Source organism: Nostoc sp. (assembly GCF_036917195.1).
GTDB lineage: Bacteria > Cyanobacteriota > Cyanobacteriia > Cyanobacteriales > Nostocaceae > Nostoc.
The window spans coordinates 1-14,715 of sequence record NZ_JBALDG010000047.1 but is presented as its reverse complement, the minus strand read 5'-3'; the positions used below and the strand labels follow the sequence as shown (position 1 = coordinate 14,715).

Here is a 14,715-nt window from a genome sequence, read left to right as displayed (position 1 = left end):
ACTGGGAGAAACACATCCCTATGTTGCCGCCAACCTGAACAACCTGGCAAGTATATACAAATCTCAAGGACGCTACGACCAAGCCGAACCCCTGTTTCTGCAAGCTTTAGAACTGAGAAAACACCTGCTGGGAGATGCACATCCCCATGTTGCCACCAGCCTGAACAACCTGGCATATCTCTACGATTCTCAAGGACGCTACGACCAAGCCGAACCCCTGTATCTGCAAGCTTTAGAACTTTATAAACGCCTACTGGGAGAAACACATCCCTATGTTGCCGCCAACCTGAACAACCTGGCAAGTATATACAAATCTCAAGGACGCTACGACCAAGCCGAACCCCTGTATCTGCAAGCTTTAAAAATTTGTCAGCAGGTGTTTGGGGTAAATCATCCCAATACGGTTACTGTTCGGCAAAATCTAGAAAATCTTCAAGCTCAAAAGATTGCTAACCGTAAAGTTAAGAATAATGCTAATAATAATTCCTTGTGGGAGGAGTTTTTAGGGTTATTGAAGAAGTTTTTAGGGTTATTTAAGTGAAGCGAAAGTTGTAATCATAAAACACAGCTAGCAGTCTGCCAAGGAAACTTTGCGCTGAGTCAAGCAGCAAACAACAAGACAGCCTGAATATCTTCAAAAAAAATAAAAATATTGGCGTTGCTGATTTCATGTAAGTAGTCATGCAAAATTAAATATACATTGTCATTGCGAGTGTAGCGAAGCGGAACGAAGCAATCGCAAGGCCTTGCGATTGCTTCACTTCGTTCGCAATGACATAAATATTTTTGCATACCCACTTAAACGACGCCCCGAATTCAATAAACGACTCCCCAAATTCAATAAACGACTCCCCAAATTCAATAAACGACTCCCCGAATTCAATAAACGACTTCCCGAATTCAATAAACGATACCCCAAATTCAATAAACAACACCCCGAATTCGATGAACGACTTCCCAAATTCGATGAACGACTTCCCGAATTCAATAAACGACTCCCCGAATTCAATAAACGACACCCCCCTTAATCCCCCCTTATAAAGCTACGGTGTACACACAAGTCGAATTACCTCCCTTATTAAGGGGGAAACAAGAAAATCCGGTTCCCTCACGCCACATGCTACCCTGCGGGAACGCTAAGAGCGAACAAGCCGGGGAACCCGTCCAACGCAGTGGCTCCCCTTTATAAGGGGAGGGTTAGGGTGGGGTAAAACCTTAGTTAATCAGCTATTTCAGACTTGTGTGTACACCGTAGCCTTATAAAGGGGGGAAATTGAGCAAGTTTACCCCCTCCCCTTGATAAGGGGAGGGTTGGGGTGGAGTGCAAGAGGATTCATGAGGCAATTCGATGAATGCTTTTGACTTGGCTAAGTCGAGCAGCAAATAACAAGACAGCCAAAATATTTTCAGATTCTAAATCGTCATAATCTGCCAATATTTCTTCATTACTCATACCAGAACTGAGCAGTTCCAAAATAAACTCAACTGGATAACTAAGTCCTCGAATACAAGGTTTACCGTGGCAGATATTTGGATTATGAGTAATGCGTTGTAAAAGTGTGTCATTCATCAAGAAATATTCATAAATTATGACGATATTTTTGTTCTCATAAGCTAATTCTAGATGCCAAATAACAACAGCAGAAAAATAATTGTAGCTACAAATAAATACTTTTGAATGTTAATTTATTTTTGATTTAAGGTTTTACAAGTATAAAAATATACTTTAATATACAAATAAGAAAGGCGATCGCCCTCTGCCAAGAAACTGCGATCGCCTTTCTGTAAACCCCCATTCTGGGAGACAATTACAATGATGGCACAAGTACAAAAGTTTGTAAAAAATCAGAAGTTCGCCCAATCAGAATTACAACAGTACTTAGATGGCGAAAACTTAAATACACCCATCCTGAATCAATCTTCTGAAAATCAATTACCCAAAAGAGAACCGATTAAACATCTATTAATAGGTTCTCCAAAAGCAGTTACTAGCACAATTCACTATCTGCAAGTGATTGGCTACGCCAGCATCGGCGATTGGAGTCCGCTACTACCAACCGCCAACCCAGGCGAGGTAATGAGTATTTTAATCCGTCAGATTTTAATGCAATAGGACATATCAAGATGGTGCGTTGTCGCAAGGGCGTAACGCACCCCACTTGAACTTCATCTTTTCTAGAGGTTTAGCATATTGCTAAACCCAAAAAGCATCGTCTTATAAATTTACGAGTTACGCATTTTCTCTTTTCTCTGGGTTCTCTGCGCCTCTGTGGTTCAATAAATCACTCTTAAACCGCAGAGGCACAGAGAGCGCACAGAGGAAAGCTTCTGATCGCATTCAGCCAAATGTTAAAACTTTTGGTGTATTGAATAACACCCAAAACACCCTACTGGCACGGCGATCGCATCCATTCAACCCCCTTCAAAATGCACCTCAACCACGTTAAGCTGGATTAGAGTAGCAATTCATTGCGCTTTTTAATATGAAAATCACTGTTTCTGTCAAATTTTAATTTTTTCTGCTTGAGAAACCCGGAATGCTAGACCAAATTTTTGATTACCTCAACTTTCATTTCAGCGTTGAAGCCCCAATAGTTCTGCTGATCCTGGTGTTTTTAGAGGCGGTGTTATCTGCCGACAATGCGATCGCTCTGGCTGCGATCGCTCAAGGGCTAGAAGACAAAGAACTTGAGCGTAAGGCCCTCAACTTTGGTTTAGTCGTTGCCTATGTGCTGCGAATTACCCTGATTCTCACGGCTACTTGGGTACAACAATTCTGGCAATTTGAATTATTGGGTGCTGCTTACCTGCTGTGGTTGGTATTCCAACACTTTACCTCTCAACAAGATGAAGAGGAGCAGCATCACGAACCGCGTTTTAGTTCGTTGTTGCAAGCAATACCCGTGATTGCATTTACAGATTTGGCATTTTCTTTGGATAGCGTGACAACTGCGATCGCAGTTTCTCAAGAAAAATGGCTGGTGCTGACGGGTGCAACAATTGGTATTATTACGCTGCGATTCATGGCGGGATTGTTTATCCGTTGGCTAGACGAATATGAAAACCTAGAAGACGCAGGCTATGTAACTGTAGCGTTGGTAGGCTTGCGCTTGTTGTTGAAAGTGGTCAACGATAGTTTAGTTCCACCAGAATGGATAATGATTCCTGCCATCTTCCTAATTTTAGGCTGGGGATTTTCCAAGCGTGTTGGCACTGAATTACCCCAAGTAGAACCGGAAAAGAGCGAAATCTCGAAGTAAAAAGAGCAGGGGGAAGGGGGCAGGGATTCCTAGTCCCCAGTACCCATTACCCCTAATCCCCACTCCCTCCGGGAGCGGGGGCCCCGAGTTCCCCAGTCTCTACTGTCTTACTCGTGCAACCAAGGCGTTAAGTGTGGTTGCCAATTGACTAATTCTTCATCCTTAAACCATAGGGCAATTTCCCGTTGCGCGGTTTCTTGAGCATCAGAACCGTGGATCAAGTTGCGACCAATATTCAGGCCAAAATCACCGCGAATCGTTCCTGGCTCTGCTGTTAATGGGTTCGTCGCACCAATAATTTTTCTAGCAGCTCCAACGACGCCATCACCTTCCCATACCATCGCTACTACTGGGCTAGAAGTGATAAATTCGACTAGACCACTAAAAAAGGGACGTTCTCGGTGAACGTCATAGTGTTGTTCCGCCAAATCCCGACTGACTTTGAGGAACTTTAAACCAACTAGGGTAAAACCTTTAGTTTCAAAGCGACGGATAATTTCCCCCACTAATCCCCGCTGTACTCCATCAGGCTTAATTGCTAAGAATGTGCGCTCCATTGCTATCTCCAAAAACTTAATAAATTTTTTATCTGGTCAATTGTCCTTTATTATTTGTCATTTGTTCTTTGTCCTCTGTCTTGAGTCTAAGAGTTTTGCACTAATGACCAATGACTAATGACTCTTGATTTTTGACTTTTGACTTTTGACTTTTGACTTTTGACTTCCCCAAAGGGGCTGACCAATCAGAGTTTATCTCAGAATTTATCTTTGGGTGCATATCCGTTCTCAGATGAATGCGCTAAATTGTTAACTCATGGGTAGAAAAACTGAGGTTAGGAAGAAATGGGTGTTGAGCCAACTGCTACATCTGACGAGGTGGTACAAGTACCGGCCAATGGACATAAATCTGAAGTGAAAAATCATAAACAGAAAAAGCTGTTACCACTTAGTACTACCACAGAAAATTTACCTCGCTCCTGGAAAATTGAGGATAGCGAAGCCTTATACCGGATTGAAGGTTGGGGACAACCTTATTTTTCGATTAGCGCTGCTGGACACGTGACCGTAGCACCCAAGGGCGATCGCGGGGGTTCTTTAGACTTGTTTGAATTAGTCAACGCCATGAAGCAGCGCAACTTGGGACTTCCCATGTTGATTCGCTTTTCCGATATTTTGGAAGACCGGATTGAGCGGTTGAACGCTTGTTTTGCCAAAGCGATCGCCCGCTATAATTACCCTGGTGTCTACCGGGGCGTGTTTCCCGTCAAATGTAATCAAGAACGGCATTTGATTGAGGATTTAGTGAAATTTGGCAAACCCCATCAATTTGGTTTAGAAGCTGGTTCCAAGCCAGAACTAATGATTGCTTTAGCTGTGTTGGATACACCAGGAGCATTGTTAGTTTGCAACGGCTACAAAGACCGGGAATACATCGAAACGGCAATGTTAGCCCAAAGACTAGGGCAAACACCAATTATCGTCTTAGAACAGATTGAAGAAGTTGATTTGGTGATAGATGCTAATCGCCAGTTAGGTATTAAACCAATATTAGGAGTTCGTGCTAAACTCAGTACCCAAGGCATGGGACGTTGGGGAGCCTCTAGTGGTGATCGCGCTAAATTTGGTTTGACTATGCCTGAGGTAATCGAGGCTGTTGACAAGTTACGCGAAGCTAACTTGCTCGATTCTTTGCAGTTGATGCACTTCCACATCGGCTCACAAATCTCTGCCATTAATGTGATTAAAGATGCCATCCAAGAAGCCAGCCGCATTTATGTAGAATTGGCAATGCTGGGAGCAGATATGAAATACCTTGATGTTGGTGGCGGCTTGGGCGTAGATTATGATGGCTCCCAAACCAACTTCTATGCATCAAAAAATTACAATATGCAGAACTATGCCAACGACATTGTGGCAGAGTTAAAAGATACCTGTGCAGAGCGGCAGATTTCCGTACCAACACTGATTAGTGAAAGTGGACGAGCGATCGCTTCTCATCAGTCGGTGCTGATTTTCGACGTTCTCAGTACTAGCGATGTCCCCCTCGACGCCCCAGAACCTCCACAAGAGGGAGAATCCCCAATTATTAATTATCTTTGGGAAAGCTTCCAATCCATCAACCAAGAAAATTACCAAGAGTTATACCACGACGCTGCACAATTCAAAGAAGAAGCTATCAGTCGGTTTAACTTAGGAATTTTACGTCTCAGAGAACGAGCTAAAGCTGAACGGCTCTACTGGGCTTGTTGTCAAAAAATTCTTAACATTACTAGACAGCAAGAATACGTACCAGATGAACTGGAAGACCTAGAACAAATTATGGCTTCCATCTACTACGTCAATATGTCAGTGTTCCAATCAGCACCAGATTGCTGGGCGATTGACCAGCTATTCCCGATCATGCCAATCCATCGTTTGGCTGAAGAACCAACGCGGCGAGGAATTTTAGCAGACCTCACTTGCGACAGTGATGGTAAAATCGACCGCTTTATAGACCTACGTGATGTCAAATCGGTTTTAGAGTTGCACACCTACAAGCCCGGAGAACCCTATTATTTGGGGATGTTTTTGAATGGAGCTTACCAAGAAATCATGGGCAATTTGCACAACCTATTTGGGGATACTAACGCGGTTCACATCCAATTAACGCCCAAAGGCTACCAGATTGAACACGTTGTCAAAGGTGACACCATGAGTGAAGTGGTGAGCTACGTCCAGTATGACTCCGAAGATATGGTGGAAAACATTCGTCAACGTTGCGAGCAAGCATTAGAAGAAAAGCGCATTACCCTAGCAGAATCTCAGCGACTACTGCAAACCTACGAGCAGAGTCTCAGAAGATATACGTACTTAAATAGTTAGATTGAGGATTGGGCATTGGGGAGGCAGTGCGGTCTTCTCCCATTAGTGAGAGGCTAGCGCCTGCCGTAGGATGCCCGTAGGGCTGTAGGGGTTTCCCCAAGTGGAGGAGCCAGCCGTGTGGTGAGGCAGTCCGGTCTTGGGGGTTTCTCCCAGGAGGAACTGCCGTGCATGGTATCCCGACTTGAGCGGACTGGCGTCAACTGCCGTCATTGGGCATTGGAAAACTGTTCCCCAGTCCCATGCCCCATTCCCCATTCCCTAATTTGCGTTTGTCCCCAACAATTCCTCTATCGCTTGTCGTTCAACAGGGTTATGTGATGGCGGTGTCTGACGAGCATCGGTAATCAGCCAGTCTAAAGCAGCCGCTTGAACATCGATCGCAGCGCCAGTTTTATCTACGCAATAACGTCCAAACACCAGCTTATCGACTAAGCGGACTCCAGGGCCCAAGCGCGACCATTCAAAAATCACGCTGTTTTCCACTGTTGCACCACTACATATCCAACAATTGGGGCCAATCATCGCTGGGCCGACAATTTTAGCTCCATCTTCTATTCTGGTCATCCCGCCAATGTAAACTGGACCTGTGATATCCACTTTGTCCCAATTTACCGCAACATTTAAGCCAGTATAGATGCCAGGGGCGACTTCATGACCAGGGATTTGCACATTTTTGATTTCACCCAGCAGTACACCGCGAATCGCCCGCCAATAGTCTGGTACTTTACCAATATCTACCCATTCAAAGTCCATAGGAATGGCATAGAAGGGAGCTTTGATTTCTACCAATTTGGGAAACAATTGACTACCAATGTCATATTCGACACTAGAGGGGATATAGTTAAAAACCTCTGGCTCAAAGATGTAAATACCTGTGTTGATGTTGGTGCTGAGAGCTTCTTCAGTTGAAGGTTTTTCTTGGAAAGCTTTGACACGACCCTCTTCGTCAGTCACAACCACACCGTAGCTAGAAACTTCTTCCTTGGGGACAGATTTCGTAATAATAGTAGCGATCGCCCCTCTAGCTTTATGCCATTTAACCGCCGCAGTTAAATCCAAGTCAATCAAAGCATCACCGCACAAAACCACAAAGGTATCATCAAAAAAGGGTGAGAAGTCTTGGATGCGGCGCATCCCTCCAGCTGAACCAATTGCTTCTCCCTCCAGTTTCCCGTCGTCATCAATTTTCCCTTCAAAGGAATAGGCAATCTGCACCCCAAACCGTTGACCATCACGAAAATAGTTTTCTATTTCCTCAGCCAAATGACTAACGTTGACCATAATCTGGTCAAATCCATGACGGCGTAACAGTTCCAGCAAGAACTCCATCACTGGCTTTTGCAGGATGGGAATCATCGGTTTGGGAATTGTATAGGTAATCGGACGCACGCGAGTCCCCTTGCCAGCTGCGAGAATCATCGCTTTCATAAAAATTTATTCCTCAACCACAAGCCAGTTTACTTTCATCGAGTGATACTTAATCATCAGTTTTTATTTATGCTCTAAGTCATCCCTCAAAACAGGGATAACAGGAATTACTGGTTATTGCAACCATAGGTATACTTAGATGACAAGCGATCGCTTATCTTTTCAATTTACTCGGATTTTGGGGCTGAATCAAAAATCTGTAAATTATCTGTAGGGCTACTTTTGGCTTTCTTAGTTCATCGTCGGGTGCTCAAAAGGTTTGCAGGAGTTAGCTGAATCTGCAAGTAAGCGAATTTTAATCTCATGGTAAAACTCCTCTTGAAATAGCTCTACTTTCGATTGAGCCGAGAGTAGTAGTAGCGCCCAGAAAACGCTAACTAAATGACTGTGTTTAGACTCATGTCCAGATCCATTTTGGTTGAGAAGCTTTGTGTGAGTCCACAACTCTACAAGTTGTTCTAGATTCAAGCAATTTTGTTCTAAATTTAGCTCCCTTGCCGATAAATTCAATACCTGCTCCAGTTCTCTAGCTACTTCGGTAAGATTTTCCTGGTGAGCTAACTCCAGCGCCTCCCGCATACTTTGGACGCTAGGCTGCCGTCTCAGACGGATAGGTTTGCTGACTTTTTCTACTAGTTTTAGCTGGTTCGCCATAATCTGCAATTGCTCGATTAACTCTTGCAGAGTCACTCGACGTTTTGGTGGCGGCATTGCCGCTGGACGACGACGCAATTGCCGTTCTAATGGTAGACGATGACCTACATCTGATATTCCGTCTTCATCTTCCAGTAAGGCATCATCTACTACACCATCCTGGATATCTCCTACTGTTGACAATTGCATCAATGTATTGGCTTTGAATAATACCAGCATTGATGCTGACAAAAAGGCCTGTCCAGATTGAGACAAGTCCGCTTCATAACCTCTTCCTATTGCCTCCGGTGCCATCAGTTCTAAGTAACGGTCAATCACCTCAATCACTTGGACATCCCAAGGGTCAATTTCTCCCTGTTGGGCTTGGTAAATCAGGAGTGTGATTGTTTCTAATAGCTCAGAAGCTTCCATCAGCAGGTTCTAAGTTAATTAATGAGAATCAAAAGACCGTAAATTCAACAGTAAACTCATTGACTATTGGCAAAGCGTGTACTTTATGAATTCCCTTGCGCTTCTTTTATTCAGGAATTGCCTGCTGGCAGTATCCCCTGAAATTTGCAAGTCCCTCACCATTGTGAATTGTGAGATCAGAATGTGCAACTTTTGACCATACCAATTTTAGATTTTAGTATTTTAGATTAAAAAATCTTTTGGTTCATACCATAACGTTCCGCTGTGCGCTTTTATCCCTTGTGGGTGACCAAAGAGGCAGAGGGGCAGTTCTTGCTGGGGGAGGACTCCATAAATAAATTTAGTTGCTCTGAAAACTTGGATGTAATTATTTAGGAGTGCGTTGCATCTCGAAATAAATGTTTTTCTTTTGAGCATAAGCATAAATAAATTTAGACGATGCACTGAGCAAAGCCGAAGTGGGCTTGAAAAGACAGTGATTGCTGGGGAATTCCAGAATCTTTCTCCCCTGCTCCCTGCCCCCTGCCATCTTAATCGTGGGGCGAGTCACGAGCATATATCACAGTTGAGAGAAAGTCACCTGACTTGCCGCTCTTAATCGCATCGAAAGTGCCTTTAATAGTACCAGCGATGGGAACAGCAACAAGCGTCCCCAACAACCCAGCAATCTCAAATCCCATCAAAATAGCCACAAAAATCCAGATAGGATTCAGTCCGATAAAATTGCCGAGTAACCTGGGAGCTAACAAGTTATCTTTTAGCTGCTGCATGATAATTGCCGCTATAGCAACTTGAACTGCCAACCACCAATTTTGCAGCAGTACTAAAATTGTTACCAGACCAATGCCTAGAGACGCCCCGATAAAGGGAATGAGTTCTGAGATACCAATTAATATGGCAAACAACAGGGCAAAGGGCACCTTTATCACTAAGAAAATTGGCGTCAGGGTTAGCACCATGAACAGTCCTAGCAACAACTGGCTGAGGAAGAAGTTCTGGAAATTTAGGCGCAAGGATGTGGTAAGGGGATCTGCAATATTAGAGGGCAAAAGATTGATCAGACCATACCAGACGCGATCGCCATATAAAAGCATATAAAATGCAAGCACAATAACTAACACTAAGTCAAGCAATCCTGAGAGGAGTGTTCCAGCAAATCCCACTGCCCCAGAAGCTAGCTGTTGCACCACATTTTGAATGTTGGCATTAATTTGACTGGTCACAACCCTCAGATCAATTGGCAAACGTCGTTGTTTTGCCAGCATCTCAAACTGCTCCAAGTTTGCTTGACTGGCACCTAACCAATCAGGGATGTTATTTAATAGCTGGATTGTTTGGTTAATCACCAACGGCACTAGGGTGACACCCAGAATCACAAACAGGGTTAACGTTGCAAGTAAAACTATGATCACCGCCTGAGTGCGCGTGATCTGAGCCCGTTCAAAGAACTTAACTGGGTAATTTAGTAGAAAAGCCAGAATCGCCGCAATGCTCAAGACGGTAATCGGATGCTGGAAATAGCGAAAAAGCACCGACAGTAGCCAGACATTGAGAGCGATAATTGGACCGCTTAGACCATAAATTAACAGGCGTTGAAGGGAGGCCGAACGGCGCATCTTATGGAACCTATTTTATATATTTTTTGAGAGAATTTATAAAATTCTTGATGGCACTGATCATCATCATAGATATTTTTAACAAAGACTGATCGCAAGGAAACAAATCACAATGGACAAAACCGTAGCCGACCTTCGCAAGGATTACACCTTGGAAGGTTTAAGCGAACTCGAAGTAGACCTCAATCCTTTTATCCAATTTAAAAAATGGTTCGATCAGGCTCTAGCAGGACAACTTCCTGAACCTAATGCGATGACCATTGCTACCGCCACCCCAGACGGGAAGCCCTCGGCTAGAATGGTGCTGCTCAAGAATTTTGATGAACGAGGTTTTGTCTTATTCACCAACTACAACAGTCACAAAGGACAAGAACTGGCAGAAAATCCCCAAGCGGCTTTAGTCTTTTGGTGGGCAGAACTGGAACGTCAAGTCCGAATTTCGGGGTATGTGGAGAAAGTTTCCGAAACTGAGTCTGACCAGTATTTTGACAGTCGCCCAGCCAACAGTCGTCTGGGTGCGTGGGTATCTAATCAAAGCGAGGCGATAGAAAGCCGAGAAGTTCTGGAGCGACGCTTGCAGGAGTTTAAGAGCAAATATGAAAATCAGGAGATTCCCCGACCGCCTCATTGGGGAGGCTTACGAGTGATCCCCACAGAAATTGAGTTTTGGCAAGGCCGCCCCAGCCGTCTGCACGATCGCTTACTCTATAGCCGTTTAGATAATGGCACTTGGAATATTAAGCGATTGTCACCTTGAGGGGATGAGGGGGATGAGGGAGACAATGGAGAATTATATCTTCCTTTCCTTCCCCTGTTTACTCATCTCCCCTGGTTACTGAGCTTGTCCTGAGCGTAGCCATTGGCGCAGCCTCTTGTAGAGAAGGGCGCAGTCATAAAGCCTGCGGCATAGCTACGCTTAGGGCGCAGCGTCTCGTAGAGAAGCCGAAAGGAATCGAAGTATGCTCCCTTTCCCAGTTATCCTGCTTACCACTGGGCGATCAAATCTTGAATTGCTGCCCGTGCTTCTGATAGAGATTGGGTACGGGCATCATCACTATTGTTCATACTATAAGCGTTAATAAATTGAATGTCCGTAACCCCAATAAACCCGAAAATCGCCCGCAGGTATGGTTCTTGGAAGTTATAGGCAGCAGCAGGGGATGTTGCACTAAAGTCACTGCCGCTAGCTGTAATGATAACTGCCTTTTTACCCTCGACTAATCCTCTAAAACCTTGATCATTTAAAGCAACAGTCCGGTTAATCCGAACGATTTGGTCAATGTAAGCCTTGAAAGTGGAAGGTATATTAAAGTTATACATTGGCACTCCAAAGACGTAGCGATCGGCAGCTAAAAATTCATCTACTAACTCGTCAGAAATCCTAATTGCCTCAGTTAATTCTGGAGTATGGGTTTCTGGTGGTGAAAATGCCGCTGCAATCCAAGGTTCATCGACGTGAGGAACCGGATAATGCCCTAAATCTCGATAAGCGATCGCATCTTCAGGATGCGCCGCCCTCCAACCACTGACGAATTCCTTAGATAGTTCTCTTGAGTGCGATCGTTCAGCACGGGGGCTGGAATCAATATGTAAAATGTTTACCACGAAATATCTCCTGATTAGCTAGGATTTACTACTTTGACTTTTTTTGAGTCTAAATTTCAAAGCATTGCATTCTATACTAAAAGTAACTAGTTACTAAAGTAAAGTAGTTACCATAAAGTAACTGTTGGAAAATTTTGGCTAACTTATCGATGTCTGTCTCTAAAAATCATGATGCTTGCCCTGTTAGTATTCTGATGTCTTTACTATCAGGGCCCTGGACAATGTATATACTGTGGGTGTTGTGTAATCGTGGGCCTACTCGCTTTGGTGCATTGAAGCATTTAGTCGAGGGCATCTCCACCAAAGTTTTGACGGAAAGACTGAGAATGCTTGAGGCAGCAGAAATTATTTATCGCCACTATGAACCAACTGTGCCACCCCAAGTAACTTACGGTCTCACAGAACGTGGTCAGGAACTCATTGATGTGCTTCATCAACTCAATGCACTAGCTGAACGCTGGTATGGCAGCGAACAACGAGAACATAGCAATATTCAAAGGGAACGTTCCATCCACACGGAAAGTTCTTCCATGTCAAACGGAGACAGTTTTTGAATACCAGCTTTTTCAAGGCTGTTGTCTTGTGTACTTCCGCGCCAGATTACGCAAATTACGAAGTCCACTTGACAAAAAGCTGGGAAAATGTAAAAAAGCCGATGGAGAATGCATCGGCTTTGCTAACAATATTGAACAGATGAATAGTCTACTGTTCCTGGATCGCTGCTGTTTTGGCAGGAAACTGAATTCTGGGATCTGGCATGAAATTGTATCTCAAGTACAATCCTCCCCAGACAAACAGGATAATTAACAACGCCCCAATACCAAGGGGGCTGGGAAGCCAGAAAACAGCTTCTATGTGATTTAGCTCACCAGGCTGGAGTTTCCACACTAGTTGATTGCCATTCTTTTCAGGCGCGATCGCAGTTTCAGTTAGTTGAATATTTTTGGCTCCCCAAGGAGTCTTCAAACTAAATTCCAAGTCGAGAATTGAACCAGCATTAGCCAGGACGTTACCTTTGCTGGCAATTAGAGAAAGCGATCGCAAATCCAAATCATAAATCAACCGATTTCGGACTAAAAGTAAAAAATTGTTCTCCTCTAAGAGGACGTTTGATTCAATTTTCGGCAGTTCTGAGTTAGATTTGTTCTGCACAGACTCAGATGATTGATTAACACGGGAGTTAAAAAATTCGTTGAACTTCTCTTGCAATTCCCTACCATTACTAAAAGGAATTGTGACGATGATTTCTTCAGTGGAAACTCGCTGTGTTTTACCCTCAAGTTTACGGGCGCGGCGCTCTATGGTATTTAACCATTCATATACATAATCGCCACTAAAACTGGTTAGCCGTTCTCCCAACTTAATATGCTGTACTAGTTCACCACTATTTGAGTTGTCAAAGTTAAGCCCCACATCGTACTTCACACAGCCAGACAGTAGCAGGGATGTTAACAGCACTAGCCACAGAATAGGATTTCGGATGCGAAAAACGCGGTTGATTCGATTTCGACCATTTAGTGGTAAGAGAAATTTCATCTTTGCCAACACAAAACTAAATGGTCTGATTAACCACAAGAAAATCTTCCCGAAAATTGAAGAATTCATAACTATAAATCTCCCCAAAAGTCAAAGTTTTTAACCAATCTTGACTTCTTCGTATTGTTTGAGATTCCTGGAACACCATTTTGGTAAAGAATTTTAATCCAAAATCCAAAATCCAAAATCCAAAATCCAAAATTGGTATCAGCCAGGGGTTCCTGAAAAACTCAACCAAACCAAGTACGAGATGGTTAAACCAATGGCAATTAGCGCCACCCAGATAAAGCGATTATCTCTGGTATTGACCTGACTGAGGTCAACAAATTCTGGCTCTGTAGGTTTAGGCTTTTGCTGCACAGAAGATTTAGTAGGTTTAGCAGCAATAGAAATTTTGAGTTCATTATCGGGTAATGTGCCCAAATCGGGGATTTGAGTCATCCATTCGCTCGGTCTTTTCAGCTTTGGTGCTTTTAAGATGTAAAGCATCTGTCGCGCTTGTTTGCTGATTTCAAAAAAGGGATGGCGTTTGAGTCTTTCGCAAAGAGCGATCGCATCATCCGTGCGTCCAGCCGCTTCATAAGCTGTCACTAGATGAATTTCTACTTCGCCCCCAAAGCGAGAATTACCAGCTAACAGGGCGCTGGCCTTTTCTAAATTTTCTACGGCTTCGCGGTATTGCCCATTTTCAAAGGCAACTTTCCCAGTCTGGTAGCGGGTTTTAGCAATTTCTAAACTTTCTGCACTCACGTCTTCTATAAAAAATCAGCACTGTTTTAATTTTGCCAATGCCAGCAATCTTTTTGGAATCTTTTCAAAAGCTGGCAATCTGAAAGTGGATAAACTTCTAAAATTTTAACTAAGTAGCTGTGACTATTTTCTGATTAAAAATTCCGGTATCAAATGCAGGTGAGCAAAATATGTTGAAAATCAAGCATTCGCAACTGAATTGGCTCTTAGCAGGCATGACTTTAGCAGTTATGGGTGCAAGCATTGCTCCAGCTTCTGCCCAGCGTATGAGAGTGATTGATGGTGGTTATGGAGTCAGGGGTAGCTGCAAAGCAGCTTGTCGTCAGACATCGCCTGCTGTCGGTTCCTTTATTTATGGTAGTCCGATTCCCACACCTATGCCTGTAGACCCAGCAACGGGACTAATGCCACAACGCAATAATTACCCCGATTCTTACTATCCCCATGTAAGGCAGCCCGATTCTTACTATCCCCATGTAAGGCAGCCCGATTCTTATTATCCCCAGGTAAGGCAGCCCGATTCTTACTTTCCCCAGGTAAGGCAGCCCGATTCTTACTTTCCCCAGGTAAGGCAGCCCGATTCTTACTTTCCCC

General features: G+C 43.8%; 16 protein-coding genes and 1 pseudogene. 7 read left to right on the top strand and 10 right to left on the bottom strand.

The window, feature by feature from the left end:
• Positions 1 to 541: tetratricopeptide repeat protein (locus V7K40_RS15275; protein WP_334960954.1), on the top strand; the 541-nt coding region annotated here is incomplete at its 5' end.
• Positions 542 to 689: 148 nt separating this feature from the next.
• Here the strand turns inward: V7K40_RS15275 and V7K40_RS15270 are convergent.
• Together V7K40_RS15270 and V7K40_RS15265 are read right to left on the bottom strand one after the other, a co-directional pair.
• Positions 690 to 1,019, bottom strand: a complete 330-nt coding sequence (locus V7K40_RS15270; protein ID WP_334960952.1) for a hypothetical protein — start codon at positions 1,017 to 1,019, stop codon at positions 690 to 692.
• A gap of 314 nt (positions 1,020 to 1,333) precedes the next feature.
• Positions 1,334 to 1,570, bottom strand: coding sequence for a DUF433 domain-containing protein (locus tag V7K40_RS15265; RefSeq protein WP_334960950.1), 237 nt, complete (start codon positions 1,568 to 1,570; stop codon positions 1,334 to 1,336).
• Positions 1,571 to 1,813: 243 nt separating this feature from the next.
• On the opposite strand from V7K40_RS15265, the gene V7K40_RS15260 reads away from it, so the two are divergent.
• Both V7K40_RS15260 and V7K40_RS15255 read left to right on the top strand, forming a co-directional pair.
• Positions 1,814 to 2,113 carry a hypothetical protein gene (locus V7K40_RS15260; RefSeq protein ID WP_334960948.1) on the top strand — a complete coding sequence of 100 codons (300 nt, stop codon included), beginning with the start codon at positions 1,814 to 1,816 and terminating at the stop codon, positions 2,111 to 2,113.
• Between the two features lie 424 nt (positions 2,114 to 2,537).
• Entirely contained in the window at positions 2,538 to 3,260 is a 723-nt protein-coding gene (locus tag V7K40_RS15255; RefSeq protein WP_334960946.1) for a DUF475 domain-containing protein, read from the top strand.
• 107 nt (positions 3,261 to 3,367) lie between these two features.
• Here V7K40_RS15255 and ndk read toward each other — a convergent pair whose 3' ends face one another.
• The gene (ndk, locus tag V7K40_RS15250; RefSeq protein ID WP_334960944.1) at positions 3,368 to 3,817 is read right to left on the bottom strand and encodes a nucleoside-diphosphate kinase; all 450 of its coding nucleotides are present in this window, start codon (positions 3,815 to 3,817) and stop codon (positions 3,368 to 3,370) included.
• Positions 3,818 to 4,102: 285 nt separating this feature from the next.
• Here ndk and speA point away from each other — a divergent pair, with 285 nt between their 5' ends.
• A complete protein-coding gene (gene speA, locus V7K40_RS15245) occupies positions 4,103 to 6,121 on the top strand; it encodes a biosynthetic arginine decarboxylase (protein WP_334960942.1) in 2,019 nt (672 codons plus the stop codon).
• Positions 6,122 to 6,163: 42 nt separating this feature from the next.
• Here the strand turns inward: speA and V7K40_RS15240 are convergent, their stop codons facing one another.
• The 4 genes from V7K40_RS15240 to V7K40_RS15225 form a co-directional block, all read right to left on the bottom strand.
• Positions 6,164 to 6,376, bottom strand: coding sequence for a hypothetical protein (locus V7K40_RS15240; RefSeq protein WP_334960940.1), 213 nt, complete (start codon positions 6,374 to 6,376; stop codon positions 6,164 to 6,166).
• A gap of 3 nt (positions 6,377 to 6,379) precedes the next feature.
• Positions 6,380 to 7,549: an NDP-sugar synthase gene (locus V7K40_RS15235; RefSeq protein WP_334960938.1), complete on the bottom strand. Its 1,170-nt coding sequence runs from the start codon at positions 7,547 to 7,549 to the stop codon at positions 6,380 to 6,382.
• Between the two features lie 231 nt (positions 7,550 to 7,780).
• On the bottom strand, positions 7,781 to 8,614 hold the full coding sequence (locus V7K40_RS15230; protein ID WP_334960936.1) for a ScpA family protein: 834 nt from the start codon (positions 8,612 to 8,614) through the stop codon (positions 7,781 to 7,783).
• A 530-nt stretch (positions 8,615 to 9,144) separates the two neighbouring features.
• On the bottom strand, positions 9,145 to 10,230 hold the full coding sequence (locus tag V7K40_RS15225) for an AI-2E family transporter (RefSeq protein ID WP_334960934.1): 1,086 nt from the start codon (positions 10,228 to 10,230) through the stop codon (positions 9,145 to 9,147).
• Between the two features lie 112 nt (positions 10,231 to 10,342).
• Between V7K40_RS15225 and pdxH the strand changes: the two genes are divergently transcribed.
• Positions 10,343 to 10,987, top strand: a complete 645-nt coding sequence (gene pdxH, locus V7K40_RS15220) for a pyridoxamine 5'-phosphate oxidase (protein ID WP_334960932.1) — start codon at positions 10,343 to 10,345, stop codon at positions 10,985 to 10,987.
• A 227-nt stretch (positions 10,988 to 11,214) separates the two neighbouring features.
• On the opposite strand, the gene V7K40_RS15215 is transcribed toward pdxH, so the two are convergent.
• The gene (locus tag V7K40_RS15215; RefSeq protein WP_334960930.1) at positions 11,215 to 11,835 is read right to left on the bottom strand and encodes an FMN-dependent NADH-azoreductase; all 621 of its coding nucleotides are present in this window, start codon (positions 11,833 to 11,835) and stop codon (positions 11,215 to 11,217) included.
• Between the two features lie 149 nt (positions 11,836 to 11,984).
• Here V7K40_RS15215 and V7K40_RS15210 point away from each other — a divergent pair, with 149 nt between their 5' ends.
• Positions 11,985 to 12,389: a helix-turn-helix domain-containing protein gene (locus tag V7K40_RS15210; RefSeq protein WP_334960928.1), complete on the top strand. Its 405-nt coding sequence runs from the start codon at positions 11,985 to 11,987 to the stop codon at positions 12,387 to 12,389.
• Positions 12,390 to 12,537: 148 nt separating this feature from the next.
• Here the strand turns inward: V7K40_RS15210 and V7K40_RS15205 are convergent, their stop codons facing one another.
• Both V7K40_RS15205 and V7K40_RS15200 read right to left on the bottom strand, forming a co-directional pair.
• Positions 12,538 to 13,440, bottom strand: a complete 903-nt coding sequence (locus tag V7K40_RS15205) for a DUF3153 domain-containing protein (RefSeq protein WP_334960926.1) — start codon at positions 13,438 to 13,440, stop codon at positions 12,538 to 12,540.
• A 138-nt stretch (positions 13,441 to 13,578) separates the two neighbouring features.
• On the bottom strand, positions 13,579 to 14,121 hold the full coding sequence (locus tag V7K40_RS15200) for a tetratricopeptide repeat protein (RefSeq protein WP_334960924.1): 543 nt from the start codon (positions 14,119 to 14,121) through the stop codon (positions 13,579 to 13,581).
• A gap of 170 nt (positions 14,122 to 14,291) precedes the next feature.
• On the opposite strand from V7K40_RS15200, the pseudogene V7K40_RS15195 reads away from it, so the two are divergent.
• Positions 14,292 to 14,715 (top strand): annotated as a pseudogene (locus tag V7K40_RS15195) (hypothetical protein); the annotation flags it as partial.